Here is a 23,698-nt window from a genome sequence, read left to right as displayed (position 1 = left end):
GCCCGAGTAAGGGCAGCAGGCTGGCTATCAACGCCAAAGCACCGCATCATGGCAGCCTATTGAATTGATGCTGCTACGCCACGATGCCGTACTCTCCTTCTTCTGCCTCCCCATTTAATCGCTTTTTCAGCGTGTTTCGCTACAGTCGCCGTGCTCTGTTTCTGGTATGGGAAACCTCACGCTGGATGATGCTGGGCTTGGCGCTTTGTACGCTGGTGGCAGGCGTGCTGCCCGCGGTGGCCGCCTATGTGGGTCAACTGATCGTCGATGGCGTGTTGGCGGCCATGGAGAGTTATGAGGCGGCCCGTCAACCGGATGTATGGGTAACGCTAATGCCGGTACTGGGCCTAGTAGCGCTCGAAGGCGCTATCATTGCGTTGATGGCGTTAGCCCAGCGTGGTCTCTCGGCCCAACAGTCGCTGTTAAGGGCATTGCTCGGTCAGAAAGTGAACGTCATGATTCTGGAAAAAGCGGGCACCCTATCGCTTAGCCAGTTTGAAGACTCAGAGCTTTACGACCAGCTCACTCGGGCTCGGAGAGAGGCCTCGACCCGCCCACTGGCATTGGTCAATAAAACCTTTGGGCTGCTGCAGAATGCCATTTCACTTGGCAGCTTTGCTTTTCTACTGGTGCAGTTTTCACCCTGGGCGCTACTGATCTTAGTGGTGGGCGCGCTACCGGTATTTTTCTCCGAAGCGAAATTCTCTGGCGATGCTTTCCGACTATTTCGCTGGCGTTCACCGCAAACCCGCATGCAGATGTACCTAGAAACCGTACTGGCCCGAGAGGATAGCATCAAAGAGGTCAAACTATTCGGTTTGGAGTCGCGTTTCCTGCAGCGCTACCGGGATATTTTTCATCAGCTCTATGGCGAAGACCGCCGCTTGACGTTGCGCCGTGAAAGCTGGGGCTTCGTGCTGGGCCTACTCGGAACGCTAACGTTCTACGCGGCCTATGGTTGGGTCGTCGTCGAAACCGTTATCGGCGCGCTAACACTCGGGCAGATGACCATGTACTTAATGGTTTTCAAGCAAGGCCAAAGTGCGCTGTCGGCCAGCCTCACCGCCGTTAGCGGCATGTACGAAGATAACCTCTACCTTTCCAACTTGTATGAATACCTGGAACAGCCCACCGAGGCCGACGCTGGCCATGTGACCCAAGGTGCCGTGCAGGGCGACGGTCTACGTTTCGAGCAGGTGAGCTTTGCCTACCCCGGTGGCCATGACGTGTTGCATGATATTTCGTTGCATATCCCTCCCGGCAGTAGCCTTGCCTTGGTGGGCGAAAATGGCTCGGGCAAAACTACGCTGATCAAACTATTGACGCGGCTTTACCGACCGACCCGGGGGCGCATCTTGCTGGATGGCAGCGATCTCAACGACTGGGATACCCAAACGCTCAGAGCAAGAGTGGGGGTCATTTTTCAAGATTTCGTACGTTACCAGCTAAGCGTGGGTGAAAACCTTGGGGTAGGAGACATCGCGGCCTTCGATGATCAACAGCGCTGGCAACAGGCCGCCAAAGATGGCCTAGCCGATGGTTTCATCGCACGCATGCCCGATGGCTACCACACCCAGCTTGGACGCTGGTTCAAAAATGGCCAAGAGCTCTCGGGCGGACAGTGGCAGAAAATAGCACTATCCCGCGCTTACATGCGCAAAGAGGCCGATATACTGGTACTGGACGAGCCCACCGCCGCGATGGATGCCGCCGCAGAGGCGGATGTCTTTGCCCGCTTTCGTGATCACAGCCGCGACAAGATGACGATTCTGATCTCCCATCGTTTCTCGACCGTCCGCAGCGCCGACCACATCATCGTCATCGACCAAGGGCGCATCATCGAGCGCGGTACCCATGACACGCTCATGGAGACGAACGGGCGCTATGCGGCGCTGTTTCGTTTGCAGGCAGAAGGGTATCAATGACAAATATTCACACTTTACCCCGAGCCATTGTTCAAACGTAAACAATAGTGACACCGGCTTGTCCGTTATCGCCAGCCCTTTTATCTAATCGTATAGTTGAAGCATCCCAAAAAAGGCACGGGGGTGCTGCAAAATGAAAACCATTCACAAAATCAGCTTTAAATACGCGGCTGCTTTTATCGTTGTCGCTTTATCGCTCTTAGCGGTCGTCATTGCCGATGCGATGCTCGTCAACATGGTCAAAGGCCGACTCAATACGTTTATCGAAAACTACATTCCTGCCATGTCGGCGACGCTCAATGCCGATCGCGACTTATACCAAGCGCGTGTAGCGCAAATGGAATACGTATTGACGGAGCCGAGCTCCGAAAAAAGTACTGAACTGCTTGCAAGCTATGAAGAGAATGCACAACAAGCCTATGACAGAATGCAAGTGTATGCTCAGAAAATGCAAAACTACCCTTTACTCACAGAACACCTGCAAAACTTTGAACCTCTTTATGACAGCTGGAGGGTGGAGAGCCAACGGGTCTTTGAATTATATAATGCGGGAAATATCGAAGCCGCTTTAACTGCATTATCGGGTAGCTCCCTCGAGAGTTTCGAGCGCCTTCGCGAACTGTACGACATCTCTGACCAAAGCATTGAACGGGCAACAATAGAGGCAGAAACGACCGTATTAAATAGAATCAAAGCTCAACAAACAGCGACACTCGCTTTTTCGGGCATCGTCTTTTTAGTTGTCTTATTGATTGCTTTCATCGGCCCTAAATTGATGTCTAAAGCGATACGACAAGTGAGCTTCCGAATTAAAGAAATTACCGATGGCGATGGCGATTTAACCGCGCGTATTCATAATCAGCGTAAAGATGAGCTGGGAGAACTGGCGGTAGCGTTCAACGCCTTTATCCAGCGTATCGATGAGACCCTGCAATCCGTCAGCAGCAGCACGATTAGCTTACAGCACGCGTCAACGGAAATCGCTAAAGGCAGCCAAGAACTGGCCACACGTACCGAGCAAGCGGCTGCAAACTTACAACAGACGTCTGCCTCCATGGAGCAAATTGCCGCCGTAGTGAATAACGCATCCGACGCTGCCCAGCAAGCGAACCAGCTAGCGCTATCGACCCGAGACATTGCCCATCAAGGTTTGAATGCCATGCAGGGCGTTCAGAAAACCATGGGCAGTATTAGCGAGTCGTCCGGCCAGATCAGTGACATCGTCACCATGATCGAAAGCATTGCCTTTCAAACCAATATATTGGCTCTCAACGCCTCGGTCGAAGCAGCCAGAGCAGGAGAGCATGGCAGAGGCTTTGCCGTGGTGGCACAAGAGGTACGCATCCTGGCAAGCCGCACGAGTGAAGCGTCGAAGAGCATTTCCGAGCTCATTAGCACGTCGGCGGAACGCACCCACTCCGGCGTCTCGCAAGTAAAAGCCGCCAGCGACACGCTGCACAGCATGATGCAAAGCATCGAGCGGGTTGCCGATGTGGTGGCAGAAATCAGTGCCGGGGCAAAAGAGCAAAGCGTGGGCATTGGTCAAGTCAATGACGCGGTGAACGAACTCGATAGCATGACGCAGCACAATGCATCGATGGTGGAGGAGTCTAGCGCTGCCGCTGCGGAACTGCGCGAGCAGGCAGATCGACTCAGTACGCTGGTGGGCTCCTTCAAATTGAGCCACAGTGATTCGAACGTTGATTCGAAGCGTCAAGCCTTACTTGATCAAACAATGAAACGCACACTACCTTTATCAACTACAGTGCCTAAGAATTTAGTGAGTCGCCCAGCCCCTCAATGGGAGTCTTTCTAATGTCATCAATGATACTTCTCGTTTGAATTAACGGCGTTTCCATGCGTCTTCGGGTTTCTCCCCTGGCCCCCGAAGGCGCTTTTGCACTGCCGGGACTGGCCATGCGTTTGTTGAGCAGCACTACACCACTGCCCTACAAACGCTTCTTATATGCAAGGACACATCATGCCTCCCAGTGCGTTAGTGATCGATGATGACGTCGATATACAGTTGCTTGGAAAAATGCTGCTGAGCCGACATGGGTTTGATGTCGCCACCGCCGGTTGTCTAGGAGAACTGGCGCGCCAACCTGGCCTTCTCAACACGCATCTAATCGTGCTCGATTTTGGCTTGGGTGACTTTACCGGGCTGGATATTCTCGACTATCTCTATGATCTCAAGATTCTTGCCCCTATCTTGCTGCTGAGCAGTTGTTCGGACGAAACGGCCGCCCATGCGATTGCCGAAGGTAAAGCCAAAGGGCTAAAGATGTTGGGGTTCCTCCCCAAAGCGAAGCTCATGACCGGGCTTGGCGACTTTATCGAACAGATAGAGGCGTCGCCGAAACCACCCTCGGTGGGGGAATTAGCCCAGGCCATCAAGCAGCAGCATATTTGCCTTGCGCTGCAGCCTAAGCTCTCACTGGCAACTGGCATCGTCGTGGGGGCTGAAGCGTTGGTGCGCTGGGAAGATCCAACGCGCGGAACGATTTATCCCGACAGCTTCATTCCTCTCGCTGAAAAAAGCGGGCTGATGGTACCCCTGACGTGGTGTATTCTAGAGCTCGCTTTTGCACAGCTGGCCGATTGGCACGCTCGGGGGCTGCCGCTGAGCATCGCCGTCAATGTGCCGGCCGCGTTCATCAAAGCCGAAAACATGCTGTCCATGTTCGACACGCTCTGTGGCAAATACCCTATCGATATGACAAAGGTCACATTGGAGCTGACGGAGTCGGTAGGCGTAGAGTGTCTGGGGTATGCTCGACACATTTTGGACGAACTGCGCAAACGAGGGTGCAAGTTAGCCCTAGACGACTTCGGTACCGGATACTCTTCGCTGACCCAGCTCTACCGATTACCGTTCGATGAATTAAAACTCGATCGAAGTTTCGTTTCTTTCATCGACAGCGAGCCCAACGCTCAGGCAATTACGCTCTCCATCGTCGAGCTAGGCGCGCGTTTGGGAATGAGTGTCGTGGCCGAAGGCATCGAAAACGCGGAGCAGCAGACACTACTCACCAAGGCAAAGTGTCCGGTTGGTCAAGGCTATTTCATCTCTCGCCCTCTTGCCCCCACTCAGTTCGAGAAGTGGTTAGGGCACCAAACGATGGTGGCCTAAAGCGCTTCGTCCTCACCCACCGAATATGTAGCGGCTGCTTTCAAAGCGACGTTGAATCAACTCTGGAAGCGGCAGTTCCTATATGGCTATCAAACCATGATCCAATAAGGCTTGCTGCGTGGTGAATTTCAGCGCTTCCAACGTATCTAAAAATCCCACGATCGATGCATCACTCTCCTGGTGAGCGCCTTTTTCCAAAAGAGCGGCTTGTTCAGCAATCGCAGCACAGCCCAGTGAGGCGGCGGCCCCTTTGAGGGAGTGTGCCTCTTTACGTAATGACTCATGGTCCCCTGCAAGCCAACATGCGCGAAGCCGAATCAAACGCTCCTCTAAGCGAGCTAGAAAGGCGTTCAGCAGCGCGTTGAGTGATACCGAGTCAAACGCTTCCTGCAGCTCAGCACATATTTTGCGATCTAGCAGGTCCAGCACACCACGCTCACTTACAAAGGAAACTGCTGCGCCCTTTTGCTCGCTGACGTCGCTGCCATGTCGTTCAAGACGCCCAATGCTGACGTTAGCGCTGGGAACAAAGCGGCTAATCAGCTGATACAGTTCTTCTCGCGTGAACGGTTTGTTGATCATGTCATCCATGCCGCTTTCGAAGCAGCGCTCACGGTGCTCGGGCATGACGTTGGCCGTCATGGCCACGATGGGAAGCCTCGGCAGAGCATTCTCCTTTTCGAAGGCCCGCCAGCGCAGCGTCGTGTCAGGGCCATCCAACACCGGCATCTGCATATCCATCAACACGAGATCGATGAGTGCATACTCCTCTTGAAGTTGCTGCAACGCTGACTGGCCATTCTCGGCAATCGTGACACGCTGCCCGAGCTGTTCCAGCATGACTTTCGCCACTGTCTGGTTGATCGGGTTATCTTCCACGACCAGGATATGATGATCGTCCACCAGCGTGGCTTGCTGTTCGCTGCGATGATAGACCTCCAAACCCTCTGTTGCCGGTAGCGCGACCGAAAACCAGAAGCGGCTGCCCAAACCTACTTGGCTGGCGACACCGATCTCGCCCTCCATGGCATGAACGAGCCGTTTGCAGATAGCTAATCCAAGCCCCGTGCCTTCGTGACGGCGCGCGATCGACGTATCTACTTGTGAAAAAGCGCAGAACAGTCTTGCTTGATCTTCTGCATCGATACCGCATCCCGTGTCTTGGACCTCGAACAGTACGTCATGCCCCTCCCCCGGTGCCGCATGAAACGTCACGGAGCCCTCCTCGGTAAATTTCAGCGCATTGTTGATCAGGTTCATGATGACTTGGCGAAGGCGAGCAATGTCGCCCATTACGAAGCGTGGCAGCGAGGGGTCGATGGAGTAATTGAACACGACCGGCTTACTCTTCTCTTGCAGCACATACCCCGTACAGAGCGCTTCGATACACTCATGGAGATCGAAGGGGCGAGCGTCCAAATCGAGCCGACCGCTCTCGATTTTGGTGTAATCCAGAATATCGTTGATCACGGCGCGCAAACTCTCGGCACTGCGTTTGAGTGCCGACAAATACGCGTAACCTCGGGGTGAATGCACTTCTTCACTCAGCAGATCGGCCATGCCGACCACGCCGTTGAGGGGTGTACGAATCTCATGGCTCATTACCGCCATGAACTGGGATTTGGCTTGGCTGGCGATTTCAGCGCGCTTGGCCGTCTCTTTTAGCTCTCGGCTCTTCACCTCTAGCGCTTGGGCCTTGCGAATACTGATTTTGCCTTCGATGAGCAGGGCGCGAACTAGCAGACCGCCCGATAACATGAGCGAGAGCAGAAGGATCAAAGCTAACCCATAAAGCTGGGTCATCTTTTCCCGCTCTAACGTGCGCAGTCGCGCAACGCTCGCATTGGTATCGATTAAGATAGAGCCTGTCATTTGTTGCAGACGGGCCGTATGGTCGATTGCCCGACGGATCATCTCGTCATTTAAACGGCTTGAATCCTCCCAAAGGGGCTCGATCAATCGGTCGATGTCATCAATCACGGCGGCGGCTTTTTCGACCAGTGCATTGACGCCCTCGATTTTAGACACCGCCAAATTTATCTCTCCCTGCTGGAAGAGCGTTTTCCGACTAAACAGTATTTCAAAGCGTAGCAATAGGTCTTCTGCCGTCGCACTGCCTACTTGGTTATCCATCAGCAACAAATGAAACTCGCGCACTTCCCTATCGAACTGATACCCCGTCCATACGAGGTTTTCCAGTAACCGATTTTCGATGGCGTGTTGCCGCTGGAAAATCACGCCGCCTGTGATGATGGCCGACAGAAAAAAGAGGATCGCTGAAAACGTCGCGACCCTCACACGACGCGAAAAGTAGTGTTTCAAGACAGGCAACATGGTCTTTACCTAGACATCGCGACGACTACTCGACCTCGATCCGCTTGATTTGCCAAACCGAGCGTGTAAGGACTTCTTCGTTCAACAGCGCAGGAGTTTCATCGAAGGGATAAATGATGAACAGCGGCCCATGATCGCGCACTCTCAGCGGCTGCCCATCGGCGCGCATCGCTAAAATGACTTCGTGATCATAAAAATCGCTAACCGGCACCTTGGAGGAGTAGTCGTTGAGCGCCACGACGTTGAGCTGCTCGCCATCGGCCCCCACAGCTTCCAATAACGCCCTTCCCAACGGCCCTTCAAAGCTCACCACCCCATCGTGCCAAGGCGTGCTAGTGTTCGTGGTACGCTGCGTCAATGCTTCCAGCATAGCTTTATCGAAATGTGCTTCGTCACCGACGTTAGTTTGGGAAATGTTGCCCGCCACTTCTAAAATCACCGTGCCAGTAGGCGCATCGAGGGCTTGCGCAGCGTTGAAGACACATGTCCCCACTAAAACGAGAAGAGTTTTATTAATCAGACGCTTAGCCATTTTATACCTCCTAAATGATGAACGAAGTATAGCGCTACGACTTAAGCGTTAACTGTAAACCTTTGTGTCGTTCCCCCTACCTAAACTAGAATTAACGCATGAGTTTTCCATCCATGGTGTGAGGTTGATCACACGATAAAAATAGGTAACTCACTATGCATATCGGTGTGCTGGAAGATGATCTCGACCAACAGGCATTTATTGAGCAGTGTTTGCTATCAGCAGGGCATCAGGTCTCTCTTTTTGCTAGGGCAAGTGAGCTCAGGCGCGCCACGCAAGAGCAGCGCTTCGACTTTCTGATTATCGACTGGCGACTGCCCGATGGGTGCGGCATGGACGTGGTAAGCCACCTTCGTCAAAACGACGGCTGGCGTGGCCCCATTCTATTTATTACCGCCAGCCAAGGTGAAGACGACGTCGTTAAAGCACTGGAACAAGGCGCCGATGATTTTCTGGCGAAGCCGCTGCGCCCCAAAGAGTTTTTAGCCCGCATTAGCGCACTGGGCCGTCGAGCCGGCTACGATACGCCCCGCCCCTCCGTTTCCTGCCCGCGCGCTTTTGCGATCAACACCGACGAGCACACGATCAAAGTCGACGGTCACGCCGTGGAGCTAACCGAGCGGGAATATCGCCTAGCCACGCTGTTTTTTTCCAAAGTGGGTGAGCTGTTGAGCCGTGCACATTTGCTGGAGCTGGTTTGGGGCATTAAAGGTGACGTATCGACACGAACGGTAGATACCCATGTCAGCCGTCTTCGCCGGAAATTGGAGCTAGATGGTCGCCATGGGCTGCGCCTGCGCAGCGTGTATCAGTCGGGTTACCGTATGGAGGTGTGCAGCACCTCTGCCGTCGAACAGCGAGTCGCCAATTAAAAAAAGCCGACCTAGCGGTCGGCCAAAAGCTGATGAGAGTCTGCAGACTGGCAAATTGCCTGCAGCGATGCCTGGGGAAGGCATCGCCAAAACGCTGGTTCAAGCGGCTTGGCGATGCCCTCTTTGAGCATGACGCCCTTTACGAGAGTAGCTGCCCTTCCCTTTCTTCGGCGTTTGCTGCTGCATTTTGAACATAGGGGTACGTAACTGCGCTTTGAGCGCGTTTTCGCCAACCTTGTGTTTTTTCATAGAATACTCCTAGTTTATTAAGAGACGCTTAACCGGGCAGTGGAAGCCTTCGCTCCTATGAACATTCGCGTCGCCATCGGTTCCTGCCAGCACGGTAGTTTTCAACAAGCCCCATGAGATGCCGAATGGCCGACCGTACTGCTGCTGGCCAACATCGCGCCTAGAGACATCGTCGTGCACTCCTGACTCTCCTCTCCACCGCCTGGTTGATAGCAGGTTAACGAATATGGGGAGAGCCTTTGAAGACTTCAACCCCAGCGTTTTAAACGCTTCGCAAAAGAACACGACTCGGCTATCAACGCTGCTTTCAGCACTGCGTTTGAGAGAGTCGAGCGGCGGGGCTGTGGGCCACCATGCTCACCACGCTGCCCACCATGATTAGGCAAGGCGATGGCAGCGGCCGAGCAGCGAGGCGTTCGGGTATGTCGGAAAGCGTGCCCACCAGTGACTGCTGCTCGGGCTGGCTGGCGTTGGCTACCAGCATGACGGGCCACGTATCGGGCAGACCCGCTTGGCGCAAGCCATGGCAAATGGCCGCCACTTTGGAAAGCCCCATGTAGAACACCAGGGTCTCGTCCTGACGCGCCAGCGACGCCCAGTCCGGCATCCCGCCTTCCCGGCATAGCTGCGCCGTAATGAAACGCACCTGCTGGGCGTGGCCGCGATCGGTGAGCGGAATCCCCATCCCCGCCGCTGCGGCGGAGGCGGCGGTAATGCCCGGCACGATCTCGGCGGGCAGCCCCGCCTCTGCCAGGGCTGCAAGCTCTTCGCCCATACGCCCGAAGACGCCGGGATCGCCGCCCTTCAACCGCACCACCGACTTGCCTGCCTGGGCCAGGGAGACGATCAGCGCACCGATCTCCGCTTGGGGCATGCTGTGATGCCCGCTGGCTTTGCCGACGTAGTAGCGCTCGGTGCCCGGCGGAACGAGCCCCAACACGTCGTCCCCAACCAGGCGGTCATACACGACCGCGTCTGCCTGCATCAGCAGTCGCGCGGCTTTGAGCGTCAGCAATTCGACATCGCCGCTACCCGCGCCGACCAAATAGACGGTGCCTGGCTGGCAGGCACCGCTGAGCGGCAAGCGCAAGCGTGGGGCGTTATCGCGGCTCAACGGCGCCCACGCCCGCTGGGCCAGACGCCACAGCGCATCAGGCCACTTCTGTGTTAGCTGTTTGCTTAGCGCGCGCATGAGGCCGCTCCTCTTCGAGTATCGCTTTTAGTTCGGGTAGGCAGCTGCCGCACTGGGTGCCGCAGGCCAATCGTGCGCCTAACGCTTCGACGCTGGTATCGCCTGCATGGATCGCCTTGACGATAGAGGCTTGGCCGACCTGGTGGCAGCTACACACCACCGGCCCCGTATCGACAGCGCCATCGTCGCATCCGGCCAGCAGGCGTCTACGGTGCCGTGTCTCCAGGGTAGCGTCATTGAAGCGCGCTTCAAGCCAGGCTAGCCCGGGCAGTTCGTCGGGGGGGCCCACCATCAGCCACCAGCAAAGCCGACCGTTCACCACGCCCGCTGCCCGCAGCCTGCCGGTTGCCGGGTCGTCACACCACAGCGAAGCGGGCACGCCGCACCACGCCGCCACCTGCGCCAGCCAATCCGCGACCGGCTGACTATCCGCCAGCTGCCACCGCGTGCAGCTGGCCATCGGGATCCGCGCCCAGTAATCGCTGCGACACCACGGCGACGATGGCGCATCCAACCCGTTGGCGAGCAGCAGCGTCGCCTGCCACGCAGCGAGAAGTTTGCTCACCGCCACCGCCCCCTGTTTGGCTTCCGGCTGTCCGGAGAGCGGATCCGTATACCCCTGAATCAATGCGCCGCTGCGCCCCTGCTTGGTAAAGCAGTCGGTCCAGTGCATCGGCACGAACACCTCGCCTCGGCGTTGGGCGTGGGAGACCCGAACCCGCCCACGGTACTCCCCGGCGGCAGCGGTCAACCTCGCCAAGCCTTGATCCGTCAAGCCAGCCCGGGCGGCATCCTCCGGGTGCAGCTCGATGAAGGGTTCGGCGCGGTGGTTCATCAAGCGCGGCGCACGGGCGGTACGCGTCATAGTATGCCACTGATCCCGTATACGCCCGGTATTCAAACGCAGCGGGTAGTCGTCGCTCAGCGCCTGCGCGGGCGGGCGCGGCGTAATCGGCAGCAGTTTCGCGCGACCGTTCGGCGTCGCAAACCGGCCATCTTCGAACAGCCTTGCCGTTCCACGGGGGGCCTGCTGAGTCACGGGCCACTGGATCGGAGCGAGCGCATCATAAGCCGATTGGCCCAGGCCTGCCAGCCCTGAGATGTCGAATAGCCGCTGGGTATCGCCGCTATTTTCATAGCCTGAAAGGCGCGCGTGCTCATCGAAAATCTCCCATGGCTGGGTGTAATCGAAGGCTTCGCCCCACCCTAAGCGTTTTGCTACTTCGCAGAGTATCCACCAGTCGTGCTTGGCCTCGCCAGGGGCCGGCAGCAACCCCCGCTGGCGGGAAATGCGCCGCTCCGAGTTGGTCACCGTGCCATCCTTCTCCGACCAGCCCGACGCGGGCAGCACGATATCCGCAAAGGGCAGCAGGTCGGTATTGGCGACGCACTCCGAGACGATCACCAGCGGGCATTTTGCCAGCGCGCGGCGCACTTTCTCCCCATCCGGCATACTCACTGCTGGATTGGTGGCCATCACCCACAGGGCGCTAATCTCGCCACGCTCGATGGCATCGAAGAGCTCCACCGCCTTGTAACCCGGGGCGTCCGGTAGTACGGGCGTTAAGTGCTGGGTAGTCCAGAAGCGGCTAACCAACTCACGGGCGCCCGGGGTGTGGTAATCCATATGCGCCGCCAGCTGATTGGCCAACCCGCCTACTTCCCGCCCGCCCATGGCGTTGGGCTGGCCAGTGATCGAAAACGGCCCCGCCCCCGGCAGGCCGATTTTCCCGCCCGCTAGATGGCAGTTGATGATCGCGTTGCACTTGTCGGTACCGCTTGAGGATTGATTCACCCCCTGAGAGTAGAGCGTGACCACGTGGAGCTGGCTGGCAAACCAGTAATAGAAGGTTTCCAGGCGTTCAGGATCCACGTCACATTCGTGAGCAACGGCTTCCACGCTGCCTGCACTCTGCTTGGCAGCGCCCAGCGCGTCGTCTAACCCCTCGGTGTGGCGTTCTAAGTACACGGCATCCAATCGGTTATGGTCGTCCATCCACGCCAGCAGCCCGTTGAACAGGTACGCATCGCTACCCGGACGAATACCCAGGTAAAGATCGGCCATTTCACAGGTGTCGGTCACGCGGGGGTCGATCACCACGACCCGCATCAACGGGTTGCGCTCTTTGGCTATCTTCAAACGCTGATAGAGCACCGGATGATTCCAGGCAAGGTTGGACCCCACCAGCACTACCAGCTCCGCCTCTTCGAGGTCTTCATAACTGCAGGGTACCGCATCGGCCCCAAAGGCGCGCTTGTAGCCCGCCACGGCGGACGCCATGCAGAGCCGCGAGTTGGTATCCAGGTGCGGAGTGCCCAAGAAACCTTTGAACAGCTTGTTGGCGACGTAATAATCTTCGGTCAGCAGCTGGCCGGATAAGTACGCCGCCACCGTCTGCGGGCCATGGGCAGTGCGCTGGGCCTGCAAGCGTTCGGCGGTGACGGTGAGTGCTTGCTCCCAGGAGACCTCCTGTCCATCCACGCGGGGCATCAGCAAGCGCCCCTGTGCGCCGAGCGTTTCGTGCAGCGCGGTGCCTTTCACACATAGGCGGCCGTAGTTGGCTGGGTGCTCGCGGTCCCCCTCGACGGCAATGAGCTGGCCGCTTTCAAGCGTTGCAGTCACGCCGCAGCCGACGCCGCAATAGGGGCAGGTGGTTCGGGCGAGCCGATTGACCTGTGGCATGGCAGTTTCCTCCCGCGTTAAAAAGCAAAAAGCGCCCAAGCCAGCTTCAAAAGAAGCCTGCCTGGACGCCGTTGTCTCAGGGGCACCATTTACCCGGTGCCGTACTCATCAGTGATTTGCTGCCGTTGGTATTGTTCGACGCAATTTATGGTTGTGATCGTTATGAGCAAAGACCCTGCACTGAGCCGTTGTTCCTTGTTACTTGAACAAATGCAAACCCTGCGCCCACTCGGCCTTAAAACCATTAAATATTATAAAAACAATAACTTATAAACATGCTTGTATTTTCATTACTCGCTAAAGGAATGCTCTTTGTCGAATAAGCGGCTAAAGGGGGTGCATTAATCGTCGCTCAAGCACCAAAGTAGGGCACGCCAACTCAACTATGCGCGGCCCACCGAATCCTCAAAAACGCTTAATACGCTGATTAAGCTGAATTAAATCCACCTGCGGCAAGAGCTGGCGGGCTTTTTGCTGACCACTAGGATAAGACAGTTCGGCAACCAACGGCGGTTGCTGCGCGTTATCGACGACGCCAACGGGCAACGACGCCCCTGACACTCCCTTCTTGAGAGGGCTGTGCCAGGGGCGTTTTTATTTGCTGAACATGATGCTTCAACCAAAGGAGCTACCCATGGAAATCGCTTCCCGGTGCTCACAGACAGACCACCTCGTCATCATCGGTAACGGCATGGCGAGCCAGCGACTGCTCGACGCGCTGGTTCGACATCCCCAGCGCCCCCACCGCATTACGGTGGTGGGTGAGGAACCGGTGCCTGCCTATAACCGTATTTTGCTCTCCCCTTTATTGGCAGGCGAACTGGCGCCCGAGGCGCTCACTCTGCAAGACGCCTCCTGGTACGCCGATAACGACGTCACGCTGATACTTGGCGACCGCGTGACCGCCATCGACCGCGAACGCCGCCTGCTCATCACACATCGCGGCAACACGTTACGCTATGACCGCTTGGTCTTGGCCACTGGCTCGCGCCCCGCGCTGCCAGCGGTGCCCGGCATCACGCTCGACGGTGTTCACACGTTTCGCGACCTGCGCGACGTCAGCGCCTTGGAAGCCATTGCTCGGCAAGGCGGCAACGCCGTGGTGATTGGCGGCGGCTTGCTTGGGCTGGAAGCCGCCGAAGGGCTGCGCAAACGGGGCGGACGCGCGCTCACCGTCAGCGTTTTGCAGCGCAGTCATCGGTTGATGAACCGTCAGCTAGACACCACCGCCGCTCAGTTGCTGGAAGCCACGCTGCGCGAACGCGGCATCCTCATTGAAACCGGCGCATCGCTCGCCGCCTTGGAAGATAACGGTCGAGGACAGGTGCAGTCGGTCACCCTGAGCGATGGCCGAAAGCTTCCTGCCGATAGCATCATCGTGGCGGCGGGCATTACCCCGAATGCGGAGCTAGGACAGCAGAGTGGACTCGTCTGCGATCGCGCCATCGTCGTGGACGGCCACCTGACCACTTCCGACGCCCACATCCATGCGCTAGGCGAATGCTGCCAGTTCGAGCAGCACACTTACGGGCTGGTGGAACCGATTTGGCGGCAGGTGGACGTGCTGGCCGCCGTGCTGTGTGGTGAAACGCCCGCGGCGTATCAAGAAGCCCCCACGGCCACCAAACTCAAGGTCAGCGGTGTCAGCCTGTTTGCCTTTGGCCCCACCGAGGCCGCCGCCAAGCACGAAGAACTTCGCTACCAAGACCCAGAAACCGGCGACTACTGCCGCTTACTGCTCCAGCAAGGCCGCCTCGTCGGCGCGGTGCTGTATGGCGATACCCGCCACGGCCCCTGGTACTTCGAGCAGGCGCTGGCCGCGACCGATTTAACCGCGTGCCGCCACCTGCTTCTGTTTGGCGCCACCGATGCCCAAACGGCGCTCGATGCGCATCTCGACACCTCGTCACCCTCTTTATCTCTCCCCCGTGAGGCGGCTTAGCTATGGTGAATCACACAATGTCTACTCCCACTACGTCTTCCAACAAACAAACGCTGATCATTGTAGGTAACGGCATGGTCGGCCACCATTTTGCCGAACAGCTGGTGGAAAGCGGCGCGCTGGCCGGGTTTGACGTCACTATCTTTGGCGAAGAGCGCCATCGCGCTTACGACCGGGTGCATTTATCCGAGTACTTTAGCGGGCGCGACGCACAGTCGCTGGCCCTGTGTGATGCCGATTACTACCGCAGCCACGGCATTCGACTACGCAGCGGTGAAGCCGTCACGGCGATAGACCGCGAAGCGCAGGTGGTGATGACTGCCCAGGGGCGCTACTCCTACGACCAGTTAGTGCTGGCGACCGGCTCTTTCCCCTTTGTGCCCCCCATTCCCGGCAACGACAGCGACGGCTGTTTGGTCTACCGCACCCTGGATGATCTGGATGCCATTCAGGCAGCGGCCAAAAACGCCACCAACGGCGTGGTGGTCGGTGGCGGCTTGCTCGGCCTGGAAGCCGCCAACGCGCTGCGCGGCCTGAACCTGGACACCGCCGTGGTGGAATTCGCCCCGCGTTTGATGCCCATGCAAGTGGATAGCGAAGGCGGCGAGCTGCTCAGAGAGAAAATCGAAGCCCTGGGCGTTCAGGTCCTCACCGAGCGTGCGACTCAACGTATCGAATCCGGCGACACCAGCCGCCTACGCATGGTTTTCCAAGACGACAAGGTGCTGGAAACCGACTTGATCGTCTTCTCCGCCGGTATTCGCCCGCAAGACAGCCTCGCCCGAGAGTGCGGTTTGAGCATCGGCGAACGCGGCGGCGTGGTGATCGACGACCAGTGCCGCACCAGCGACCCGAACATCCTCGCCATTGGCGAGGTAGCGCTATGGAATCAGAGTATCTTCGGCCTCGTCGCCCCTGGTTACCAAATGGCCAAAACGGCCGTCGCCACGCTAACGGGGGGCGATGACCGTTTTAGCGGTGCCGACATGAGCACCAAACTCAAGCTGCTGGGTGTGGATGTCGGCTCCATTGGCGATGCCCACGGCAACCAACACCCTGGTGCCCGCATGTTCCGCTACCTCGACCCGCTCACCCAGGTCTACCGCAAACTGGTCGTCACGGGCGACGGTAAGAAGCTGCTGGGCGCCATGCTGGTAGGCGATAACAGTGTGTATGACACGCTGCTGCAGTACTACGCCAACGGTATCGAGCTGCCTAAGGAACCCGCATCGCTCATTTTGCCGCAACAAAGCGGTGCCGCCCCAGCCCTGGGGCCGGATGCCCTGCCGGACACGGCGATGATTTGCTCCTGCCATAACGTGACCAAAGGCAGCATCTGCAGCGCCATCGACGCGGGCGCGGCGGATCTTGGCAGCGTCAAAGGCGCGACCAAAGCCAGTACCGGCTGCGGCGGCTGCGCGGCGCTGCTCAAAAGCGTGGTGGACCACGAACTGGAGGCCCGCGGCGTCGAGGTGGATACATCGATCTGCGAGCACTTCGCCCATACCCGCCAAGGGCTTTACGACATCGTGCGTGTCGAAGGCATCAAGACGTTCAGCGAGCTGATGGAGAAGCACGGCAACGCCGAGACGCACCAACTAGGCTGCGATATCTGCAAACCGGCGGTGGCCTCGATTCTCGCCTCCTGCTTCAACGAGCCGATCACCGATGCCGCCCACGTGCCGCTGCAGGATACCAACGACACCTTCATGGCCAATATGCAGAAAAACGGCACCTATTCGGTGGTGCCGCGCATTGCCGGCGGTGAAATCACCCCGGATAAACTGGTCGTTCTCGGGCAGGTGGCCCAGAAATATCAGCTCTACACCAAGATTACCGGCGGGCAGCGCATCGACCTGTTCGGCGCGCGGCTGGAAGACCTGCCGGCCATTTGGGGCGAACTGATCGAGGCGGGCTTCGAGACGGGCCACGCTTACGGCAAATCGCTGCGCACCGTGAAATCTTGCGTCGGCAGTACCTGGTGTCGCTACGGCGTGCAGGACAGCGTGGGCATGGCGATTCAATTGGAGAACCGCTACAAGGGCCTGCGTGCCCCGCACAAGATCAAGTTTGGCGTTTCCGGCTGTACCCGGGAGTGCGCCGAAGCGCAGAGCAAAGACATCGGCATCATCGCCACCGAAAACGGCTGGAACCTCTACGTGTGCGGCAACGGCGGCATGCGCCCGCGCCATGCGGAACTCTTCGCCACCGATTTGGATGACGAACAGCTCTACCGCACCATCGACCGCTTTTTGATGTTCTACGTGCGTACGGCCGACCGCTTACAGCGCACCTCGGTATGGCGGGAAAACCTGGAAGGTGGCCTCGACTACCTCAAAGAAGTGATTCTGGAGGATAGCCTAGGCCTAGGTGACGAGCTGGAGCGTCAAATGCAGCACGTGGTGGAGAGCTACCAGTGTGAGTGGGCCAACGCCATCAGCGACCCCGAAAAGCTCAAGCGCTTTAGAAGTTTCGTCAACGATACGCGGCCCGACCCCTCCATCATCATGACGTCGGAGCGCGGCCAGCTCCGCCCTGCGTAATCCAGTGACCACCGAATCGAGGATGACCATGACCGCCACCGCACTCAAACCAACGAACCGCAACGCTACTTGGCAACCGCTCTGCACCAAAGCAGACCTCGTGGCGTTTTCCGGCGTCGCCGCATGGCTGACGACATCGGCAGGCCCAGCCCAAGTGGCGCTGTTCTATCTGCCCGGCCACGCCCAAGAGCTCTATGCCCTGGATCACTTCGACCCTTTCTCGAAGGCCCATGTGATTGCCCGTGGCATCGTCGGCGATATCAAAGGCAGTCCCGTCGTGGCCTCGCCACTCTACAAACAGCACTTCCGCCTAGAGGATGGCCAATGCCTGGAAGAAGATGAGGTAAAGCTGCGCACTTGGCGCGTCGCTTTCAAGGGAGATAAGGTGTGGGTGGAAGGCTAGCCAAACGCATGCTTCTACAGCGCCACCCTGCCATGCAAACAGCCGCACCGCCTTTCCAGGCGGCGCGGCTGTTTGAGAGGGACGCTCTTTATTGATCCAAAAACCGGATCAGCGCCTGGTTGAATGCCTCGGGATGGGTGGCGTTCAGCCCGTGTGGGCCGCCCTCGATCACCTCTAGCGACGCGTTGGGTAGCAGCTCAGCGGCGCGTTTGCCGCTCACTTCAAATGGAACGATGCCGTCAGCATCCCCGTGTAAGACCAGCGCCGGAATGTCGATCTTGGGTAAATCCTGGCGAAAATCGGTGTAGCTAAACGCCTTGATACAGTCGTACGTCGCCTTAGGCGAGGCGAACGCCGCGATATCGCGGTGGTAAAGCCGGTTCGGCTCGCTGATCAGGTCGCTGTTGTCGTTGGCGGTAAAGAAATTCTTGGTGAAATCGTCCAAGAACGCGATACGGTCGCCTTGCACCGCCTGCAGGAACTGGTCGATGGTGGCATCGTCCAGCCCGCCTTCCGGGTTATCGTCGGTTTTATACAGATAAGGCGGCACCGCCGCAGCCAGCACCGCTTTACTGACACGCTCGGTGCCGTAGCTCGACAAATAGCGCGCGACTTCGCCGCCCCCCATGGAAAAGCCCACCAGGGTCGCATCGTTGAGATCCAGCACGTCCAGCAGCTTTTTGAGATCCGAGGCGAGTGTATCGTAATCGTAACCACCGTCCGCTTGCGTCGAGCGGCCAAAGCCACGGCGGTCATAGGTCACCACTTTATAGCCTGCTTCCACCAACGCGGGTACCTGCTTCTCCCAGGAGCGCCCACTCAATGGCCAACCGTGGATCAGTACGACCGGTTTACCTGCCCCGTGAACCTCGTAATAAATCTCGACCGGTGTGCCCTGCTCGGTGCCTGCATTCAGAAATGGCATCGCATCAACCTCCTGGTTTGGCGTTTACGGAAAACGTCATTCAAGGCTAGTACAACGTGTTATTAGCTGCCAAACCATGGGACAAGGCAGGTGAGTACTCGAATATCCAGCAATCTCTAGGCGCTCCACTTACCCTGGAGTAGCCAGGCAATCGCTTCTGGGCGGTAAATCCACCTTTTGCCAGGACACGTTGGGAAGCTGCGTTGTCCACCGCCACGACGGCTTCCAACTGCGTAACACCGTACACGCAACGCGCCTCCGTCAGCAGGTGTTTAAGTGCGCTCTGCGCCACCCCCCGACCACCGGCACCCTGCGCAATCCGATATCCCACCCAGGCATGATCATCGGCAATGTTACGTAGGTTAGCGCGTCCCACGATGACACCTCGCTGGCGAATGATGAGCGGATGCATCTTGCGCTGCGCATTGAGTGCTAAACAATCGATGATGTGTTTAGCCACCCCTTGTAAGGTGTAAAAGCACTCGGGCCTGGCCTCGATATGCTGCTCGAACCACGCACGCTCTGCGCGCTCGAACTGCAGCAGCTCAACCGCATCTTCGTGCGTTAACAAATGGAAGGTTACGTCTTTGACATGGCGCATCTCCACATCCCTCCTTGGGTGCAGTGCAGGGGTAAGCTCATGGCGGGGCATAAATCACTGACATTCCCTAGCGTGATATTGCTATGCTTGCCAGCCTCTTGATTCGGTAGGCATGGGAGCCATACGTTCGTGAAGACAGAATCCAGTACCTTGGCCTTTTCCGCCTTCATGGCACTGCTGATTGGCTGTGCCGGTATTGTGGCCACCTTGGCCTCGAACTCCCAAGCCATCCTATTGGACGGCTTGTTCAATCTTATCTACTTTAGCGTAGCGCTGGTGACCATCAAGGTCAGCAAGCTGGCCAGTCGCCCAGATAGCGAGTCGTACCCCTTTGGTTACAGCTACTTCGAGTCGCTGGTTAATTTATGCAAAGGTTTGCTGATTTTGGGGGTATCCATCTTCGCGCTGGTAGATGCCGTGGCCGCTTTGCTGACGGGTGGGCGGGAGATTTCTGCAGGGCTTGCGGTAATGTATGCGCTGTTTGCGACCGCCGCTTGCTCGCTCACTGCCTGGGTCATGCAGCGTAGTCAACGCCATGTCAGTAGCCCCTTGGTGGCCGCCGACAAACTAAACTGGCTGGTCAATAGCGTGATTTCAGGGGCCGTACTGGCGGCTTTTTGCCTAGTGATGCTGTTTGATCGTCTCGGCTGGCGGACTGTTCTTCCCTACATCGATTCGGTCTTGGTCATTGCGGTCGTCGTCCTCTGCCTGGGGGTCCCCGTGCGCATGGCATCGCAAGCGCTAAGAGAGCTGCTCAACAAAACTCCGGAAGAAGCCGTCGCCGAACCGGTGCGCCAAGCCGTTGCCCGTGGCCTTGCCGATATCGACACCCTGGAAGTGCGCGTGCGTATGGTGCGCCCCGGCCGCCTGCTCTACGTCATCGTCCATGTGGTGCTGCCCAAGGGCCTCCCCGAAGCGACACTGGCGAAACAGGACGCGCTGCGTCAGCGCATCGACGAAGAAGTACGCCGCGACTATTCGCCCGTGGTGTGCGACGTGGTCTTTACTGCCGACAACCGCTGGGCGGCGCCCTCTTGTGGGCTGTTGGTAGAGAAACCTGCTAGCTAACCCCTAACACGTCAAGAGCGGCTCGAAGGCCGCTCTTGACGCGCTTACCGATCGACCGGCTTTTCATCTTTTACCGGCCACACATCCTCATCCACCAGCTCTGGATTTTTGAGTATGGCGGGGTCGAACAGCGGTTCCTCGATGCCCTGTCGCCGCTGACGTTCGTAATCCTTCAACACCGAGACCGCAATCGGCGCCATCAGTAGAATGGCAAACAGGTTGGTCGTGGCCATCAGGCCCATGGCGAGGTCGGCAAAATCCCAGACCACGCTGAGTTCAGCGACAGAGCCCAGCAACACCATGGCGATGATAACGATCTTGAATGCGCCCACCGCTTTTTTGGCGTGGCGGCGGAACAGGTACTCGATGTTTACCGAAGAGAAGGAGAAGTTGGCCAAAATCGAGGTAAAGGCAAAAAACAGTATGGCAATGGCAATAAAGATCTCACCAAAGCCCCCTAGATGATCCACCATGGCATCTTGGGTAAGCTGGATGCCCTCGATGCTCTCCCCCGGCGACTCGGATAGCAGCCGTTCATAAACACCGGAAAGCAGAATCACCACCGCCGTGCAGCTACAAATCACGATGGTATCGACAAACACCCCAAAGGATTGCACTAACCCCTGGGCTGCTGGATGCTTCACAGTGGCCTGGGCCGCCGCATTGGGGGTCGAGCCCATACCGGCCTCGTTAGAAAAGAGGCCGCGCTTGATCCCGTTTTCCATGGCAGCCTTGATGGCGTAACCCGCCGCGCCACCGACCGCCGGGCCTAACCCAAAGGCACTCATCACGATCAACGACAGCATGTCGGGCACGGCGGAGAGGTTGGCAAACAGAATCCATAGCGCCACCAGCAGGTAGGCAATGGCCATGACCGGTACGATTTTCTCAGCCGTGCGTGCCACCGACTTTAACCCGCCATAGATCACGACACCTGCCAGTGCCGCAATAACCACGCCGGTCAGCCAGTTAGGAATGCCAAAGGCACCGCTCATGCCCTGGGCGATGGTGTTGGATTGCGCCGCATTGAATGCCAGTCCGTAGGCAATGATCAAGAACACCGCAAACAGCGACCCCAGCCAGCGCCAACCCAGACAGCGCTCGATATAGAACGCAGGGCCGCCGCGAAAGACCCCATCTTCGTTGCGGTGCTTGTACACCTGCGCCAACGTCGACTCGATAAACGAGGTCGCAAACCCCACCAGAGCCGTCACCCACATCCAAAAAATCGCTCCCGGCCCGCCAATCCATAGTGCCAGAGCGACACCCGCCAAATTACCGGTTCCGACCCGCGCCGCCATGGAGGTCGCGAATGCCTGAAAACCACTGATGCCATCTCCCGCTCCGCGCGCGGTAAAGGTCACGTGGGCCATGTGCCGAAACATGCGAAACTGCATCCCGCGCGTCATGATCGTGAACAGCAGGCCTGCTCCCAGTAGCAGGTATACCAGGATATAGCTCCAGATAAAGTTGCTGATGGGCATCATGACGGCATAAAGGCCGTCGCGAAGTGGCCCTAGCACCGTTTCTAATAATTCCATGGCCTTTCACTCCCTGTGGTTATATGAGCAACTGTCATCGTCACAAGTAGGAGTGTAGCTAGGTTATAGAGCAGCGCGTCATTTCAGCACTTATTCACCTACCGTGACCACCCAATCAGGCCGAAACAGCGGCGGCGAAAACTCCTCTGGATAACCGCCCGGGTTGGCGATAACGCGGGTGCCATCGCACCACGTATCCACCGGCTCGTGAACGTGACCATGGATCCAGAGATCCATCTTGCCCATTAAGTGCGGCAAGTGGGAGGCAAAGGCTGGGGACAACGAATCGCCTAAGTACTGCTCTGGAATACAGCGATGTAAAGGCGCATGGTGTGTAATCACCACGCGGGGGCCATCAAAAGCTTGTTGGAGTTCATCTTGCAGCCACGTCAGTGCTTCCCGGTGCATGTATTGGCTGGCTTGAGGCGTGAACACTTGGCCGGGGGCCGTGGTAATGATGCGAAAATCAGGCATGTAACGCAGCGCTTTAGACTCGGTATCGGCAGGGTTGCGTGTGGGGTCATCGGCATAAAGCGCGAAATCCGTCCATAGCGTGGTGCCATAAAAGCGCACGCCTCTTAGGGTCACGCAGCGATTATCCAGCAGTTCGATATCATACCGAGCGGCTTCCAGCGCTAACTCTTGGCGCAGCAGCGGCATGCAGGTGCCATAGAACTCATGGTTGCCCGGCACGTAAAGAATCGGCAGGTCGGGAAACTGCTGGCGTGCCCACGCCAGCCCTTCTGCTCTTCGATGAATATCCCCTGCCAGCACCACCACATCCGCGTCGGCAGGGGGCAGCTCGCGGTGACCATCAAAATGCTCTAAATGAAGATCGGATAAGACTCTTAAACGCATAGAACGTCTCACGTGGTGCCTACATGGGCTTGGTATCGGGTCGTCAATCGTCAAGGCGAAAAATAAACTGACGGATGAACTCCACCACGACGGCTTCGGCCTCCCGGTGTGGCACATGACCGATGCCGGGCAACATTTCGCAGTGGGCGGGGCCTTGGGTGTAGCGGGCAATGCGTTCAGGCTGACGGTGAGAGCCGTATTCATCCTTCTCGCCATGCAGCACGAGCGTAGGGCACCGCACACGTTCAAGCGCAGGAGTGAGGGACCACGCCGCAAATTCGGGGCTTAGCCAAGTATCCGTCCAGGCATCGAACACCCAACGGGCTTTGTTGCCGTGGTACTTGACCAGCTTAGCGAACTGTTCCGGCGTCTGAAACGTCGCTTTTGCCTCTTCGATCCCTTGTCGCGTGCGATTTTCATTGAACGCTTGGGCGGCGATAGTGACGAGCCCCTGGCACTGCGAAAAATAATATCCGGCGCAGTGCACGGCCATACAGCCACCCACGCTATGGCCTAACGCAATAAAGCGAGTCACCTGTAGCGCATGACAGATGGCCGCAAAGTTGCCCCTCGCTTCATCGTCGATAAAACTGAGCGGCAATGGTGTTGAAGATGCATCGGAGCGGCCAAAGCCGAGCCGGTCATAGGCAATGACCCGTTGCCGCGTTGCTGCGCATAATGCTTCGGGGAAGTTGCGCCACAAATCCACGCATCCGAGAGAGTCGTGAAACAGTAGGATAGGAACCTCTGACCGTATGCGATCTGGTTCCCAAGTGCGCGTAAATAAACGACCGTTGGGGGTACTCACCCAACGGTCATAGTGATGAATAGCTGGCGTTAGCGTCATAGCATTGCTCTTGATATTGTCAGTGTGTCATGCGCCACTGCCAACATAGC

The 23,698-nt window shown here is 57.6% G+C and carries 18 protein-coding genes; 8 read left to right on the top strand and 10 right to left on the bottom strand.

Features of this window, described 5'->3' with window-relative positions:
* Positions 1-83 precede the first annotated feature (83 nt).
* The 3 genes from GYM47_RS04275 to GYM47_RS04265 all read left to right on the top strand — a co-directional run bounded on the left by GYM47_RS04275 (position 84) and on the right by GYM47_RS04265 (position 5,058).
* Positions 84-1,925 (top strand): ABC transporter ATP-binding protein, encoded by a 1,842-nt coding sequence (locus tag GYM47_RS04275; protein WP_153842210.1) that lies wholly within the window; start codon positions 84-86, stop codon positions 1,923-1,925.
* Positions 1,926-2,058: 133 nt separating this feature from the next.
* Complete coding sequence (locus GYM47_RS04270; RefSeq protein ID WP_153842209.1) at positions 2,059-3,741, top strand: methyl-accepting chemotaxis protein; 1,683 nt, start codon at positions 2,059-2,061, stop codon at positions 3,739-3,741.
* 165 nt (positions 3,742-3,906) lie between these two features.
* On the top strand, positions 3,907-5,058 hold the full coding sequence (locus GYM47_RS04265) for an EAL domain-containing response regulator (RefSeq protein WP_153842208.1): 1,152 nt from the start codon (positions 3,907-3,909) through the stop codon (positions 5,056-5,058).
* 78 nt (positions 5,059-5,136) lie between these two features.
* On the opposite strand, the gene GYM47_RS04260 is transcribed toward GYM47_RS04265, so the two are convergent.
* Positions 5,137-7,392, bottom strand: coding sequence for an ATP-binding protein (locus tag GYM47_RS04260; protein WP_153842207.1), 2,256 nt, complete (start codon positions 7,390-7,392; stop codon positions 5,137-5,139).
* 25 nt (positions 7,393-7,417) lie between these two features.
* Positions 7,418-7,924 carry a putative pterin-binding protein gene (locus GYM47_RS04255; protein WP_139525231.1) on the bottom strand — a complete coding sequence of 169 codons (507 nt, stop codon included), beginning with the start codon at positions 7,922-7,924 and terminating at the stop codon, positions 7,418-7,420.
* Between the two features lie 155 nt (positions 7,925-8,079).
* Between GYM47_RS04255 and GYM47_RS04250 the strand changes: the two genes are divergently transcribed.
* Positions 8,080-8,796, top strand: coding sequence for a response regulator transcription factor (locus GYM47_RS04250; RefSeq protein WP_139525230.1), 717 nt, complete (start codon positions 8,080-8,082; stop codon positions 8,794-8,796).
* A gap of 99 nt (positions 8,797-8,895) precedes the next feature.
* On the opposite strand, the gene arfA is transcribed toward GYM47_RS04250, so the two are convergent.
* The 3 genes from arfA to GYM47_RS04235 form a co-directional block, all read right to left on the bottom strand.
* The gene (arfA, locus tag GYM47_RS04245) at positions 8,896-9,045 is read right to left on the bottom strand and encodes an alternative ribosome rescue factor ArfA (RefSeq protein WP_074210948.1); all 150 of its coding nucleotides are present in this window, start codon (positions 9,043-9,045) and stop codon (positions 8,896-8,898) included.
* A gap of 307 nt (positions 9,046-9,352) precedes the next feature.
* Positions 9,353-10,237, bottom strand: coding sequence for a uroporphyrinogen-III C-methyltransferase (cobA, locus tag GYM47_RS04240; RefSeq protein ID WP_139525229.1), 885 nt, complete (start codon positions 10,235-10,237; stop codon positions 9,353-9,355).
* Positions 10,197-12,920: a nitrate reductase gene (locus GYM47_RS04235; RefSeq protein ID WP_153842206.1), complete on the bottom strand. Its 2,724-nt coding sequence runs from the start codon at positions 12,918-12,920 to the stop codon at positions 10,197-10,199. Before GYM47_RS04235 ends, cobA begins: the two co-directional genes overlap by 41 nt.
* A 634-nt stretch (positions 12,921-13,554) precedes the next feature.
* On the opposite strand from GYM47_RS04235, the gene GYM47_RS04230 reads away from it, so the two are divergent.
* The 3 genes from GYM47_RS04230 to nirD are packed head-to-tail and all read left to right on the top strand — an operon-like array spanning position 13,555 to position 17,808.
* Complete coding sequence (locus tag GYM47_RS04230) at positions 13,555-14,862, top strand: NAD(P)/FAD-dependent oxidoreductase (RefSeq protein WP_139525227.1); 1,308 nt, start codon at positions 13,555-13,557, stop codon at positions 14,860-14,862.
* A 17-nt stretch (positions 14,863-14,879) separates the two neighbouring features.
* The gene (gene nirB / locus GYM47_RS04225; RefSeq protein WP_153842205.1) at positions 14,880-17,405 is read left to right on the top strand and encodes a nitrite reductase large subunit NirB; all 2,526 of its coding nucleotides are present in this window, start codon (positions 14,880-14,882) and stop codon (positions 17,403-17,405) included.
* A 28-nt stretch (positions 17,406-17,433) separates the two neighbouring features.
* Positions 17,434-17,808 carry a nitrite reductase small subunit NirD gene (nirD, locus tag GYM47_RS04220; protein ID WP_153842204.1) on the top strand — a complete coding sequence of 125 codons (375 nt, stop codon included), beginning with the start codon at positions 17,434-17,436 and terminating at the stop codon, positions 17,806-17,808.
* A gap of 88 nt (positions 17,809-17,896) precedes the next feature.
* On the opposite strand, the gene GYM47_RS04215 is transcribed toward nirD, so the two are convergent.
* Complete coding sequence (locus GYM47_RS04215) at positions 17,897-18,733, bottom strand: alpha/beta fold hydrolase (protein WP_153842203.1); 837 nt, start codon at positions 18,731-18,733, stop codon at positions 17,897-17,899.
* Between the two features lie 46 nt (positions 18,734-18,779).
* Positions 18,780-19,334: a GNAT family N-acetyltransferase gene (locus tag GYM47_RS04210; RefSeq protein WP_153842202.1), complete on the bottom strand. Its 555-nt coding sequence runs from the start codon at positions 19,332-19,334 to the stop codon at positions 18,780-18,782.
* Positions 19,335-19,463: 129 nt separating this feature from the next.
* Here GYM47_RS04210 and GYM47_RS04205 point away from each other — a divergent pair, with 129 nt between their 5' ends.
* Positions 19,464-20,402: a cation diffusion facilitator family transporter gene (locus tag GYM47_RS04205; protein WP_058578654.1), complete on the top strand. Its 939-nt coding sequence runs from the start codon at positions 19,464-19,466 to the stop codon at positions 20,400-20,402.
* Positions 20,403-20,446: 44 nt separating this feature from the next.
* On the opposite strand, the gene GYM47_RS04200 is transcribed toward GYM47_RS04205, so the two are convergent.
* From GYM47_RS04200 to GYM47_RS04190, 3 genes are all read right to left on the bottom strand, one after another.
* Positions 20,447-21,943, bottom strand: coding sequence for an alanine/glycine:cation symporter family protein (locus GYM47_RS04200; protein ID WP_058578655.1), 1,497 nt, complete (start codon positions 21,941-21,943; stop codon positions 20,447-20,449).
* A 90-nt stretch (positions 21,944-22,033) separates the two neighbouring features.
* The gene (locus tag GYM47_RS04195; protein WP_054641358.1) at positions 22,034-22,801 is read right to left on the bottom strand and encodes a metallophosphoesterase; all 768 of its coding nucleotides are present in this window, start codon (positions 22,799-22,801) and stop codon (positions 22,034-22,036) included.
* A 43-nt stretch (positions 22,802-22,844) separates the two neighbouring features.
* The gene (locus GYM47_RS04190; RefSeq protein WP_139525221.1) at positions 22,845-23,648 is read right to left on the bottom strand and encodes an alpha/beta fold hydrolase; all 804 of its coding nucleotides are present in this window, start codon (positions 23,646-23,648) and stop codon (positions 22,845-22,847) included.
* Between the last annotated feature and the right edge of the window lie 50 nt (positions 23,649-23,698).

Origin of the sequence: Vreelandella piezotolerans, from assembly GCF_012427705.1 — a bacterium.
Taxonomy (GTDB): Bacteria; Pseudomonadota; Gammaproteobacteria; order Pseudomonadales; family Halomonadaceae; genus Vreelandella; species Vreelandella piezotolerans.
Note: the sequence above shows the minus strand (reverse complement) of the source record. Positions and strands in the feature narration are given on the sequence as shown.

Coding starts and splice junctions, on each gene's coding strand:
- GYM47_RS04235 (WP_153842206.1), bottom strand. CDS start 12,920: ATGCCACAGGTCAATCGGCTCGCCCGAACCACCTGCCCCTATTGCGGC.
- GYM47_RS04270 (WP_153842209.1), top strand. CDS start 2,059: ATGAAAACCATTCACAAAATCAGCTTTAAATACGCGGCTGCTTTTATC.
- nirD (WP_153842204.1), top strand. CDS start 17,434: ATGACCGCCACCGCACTCAAACCAACGAACCGCAACGCTACTTGGCAA.
- GYM47_RS04265 (WP_153842208.1), top strand. CDS start 3,907: ATGCCTCCCAGTGCGTTAGTGATCGATGATGACGTCGATATACAGTTG.
- GYM47_RS04255 (WP_139525231.1), bottom strand. CDS start 7,924: ATGGCTAAGCGTCTGATTAATAAAACTCTTCTCGTTTTAGTGGGGACA.
- GYM47_RS04230 (WP_139525227.1), top strand. CDS start 13,555: ATGGAAATCGCTTCCCGGTGCTCACAGACAGACCACCTCGTCATCATC.
- GYM47_RS04275 (WP_153842210.1), top strand. CDS start 84: ATGCCGTACTCTCCTTCTTCTGCCTCCCCATTTAATCGCTTTTTCAGC.
- arfA (WP_074210948.1), bottom strand. CDS start 9,045: ATGAAAAAACACAAGGTTGGCGAAAACGCGCTCAAAGCGCAGTTACGT.
- nirB (WP_153842205.1), top strand. CDS start 14,880: ATGTCTACTCCCACTACGTCTTCCAACAAACAAACGCTGATCATTGTA.
- GYM47_RS04195 (WP_054641358.1), bottom strand. CDS start 22,801: ATGCGTTTAAGAGTCTTATCCGATCTTCATTTAGAGCATTTTGATGGT.
- GYM47_RS04250 (WP_139525230.1), top strand. CDS start 8,080: ATGCATATCGGTGTGCTGGAAGATGATCTCGACCAACAGGCATTTATT.
- cobA (WP_139525229.1), bottom strand. CDS start 10,237: ATGCGCGCGCTAAGCAAACAGCTAACACAGAAGTGGCCTGATGCGCTG.
- GYM47_RS04200 (WP_058578655.1), bottom strand. CDS start 21,943: ATGGAATTATTAGAAACGGTGCTAGGGCCACTTCGCGACGGCCTTTAT.
- GYM47_RS04210 (WP_153842202.1), bottom strand. CDS start 19,334: ATGCGCCATGTCAAAGACGTAACCTTCCATTTGTTAACGCACGAAGAT.
- GYM47_RS04260 (WP_153842207.1), bottom strand. CDS start 7,392: ATGTTGCCTGTCTTGAAACACTACTTTTCGCGTCGTGTGAGGGTCGCG.
- GYM47_RS04190 (WP_139525221.1), bottom strand. CDS start 23,648: ATGACGCTAACGCCAGCTATTCATCACTATGACCGTTGGGTGAGTACC.
- GYM47_RS04215 (WP_153842203.1), bottom strand. CDS start 18,733: ATGCCATTTCTGAATGCAGGCACCGAGCAGGGCACACCGGTCGAGATT.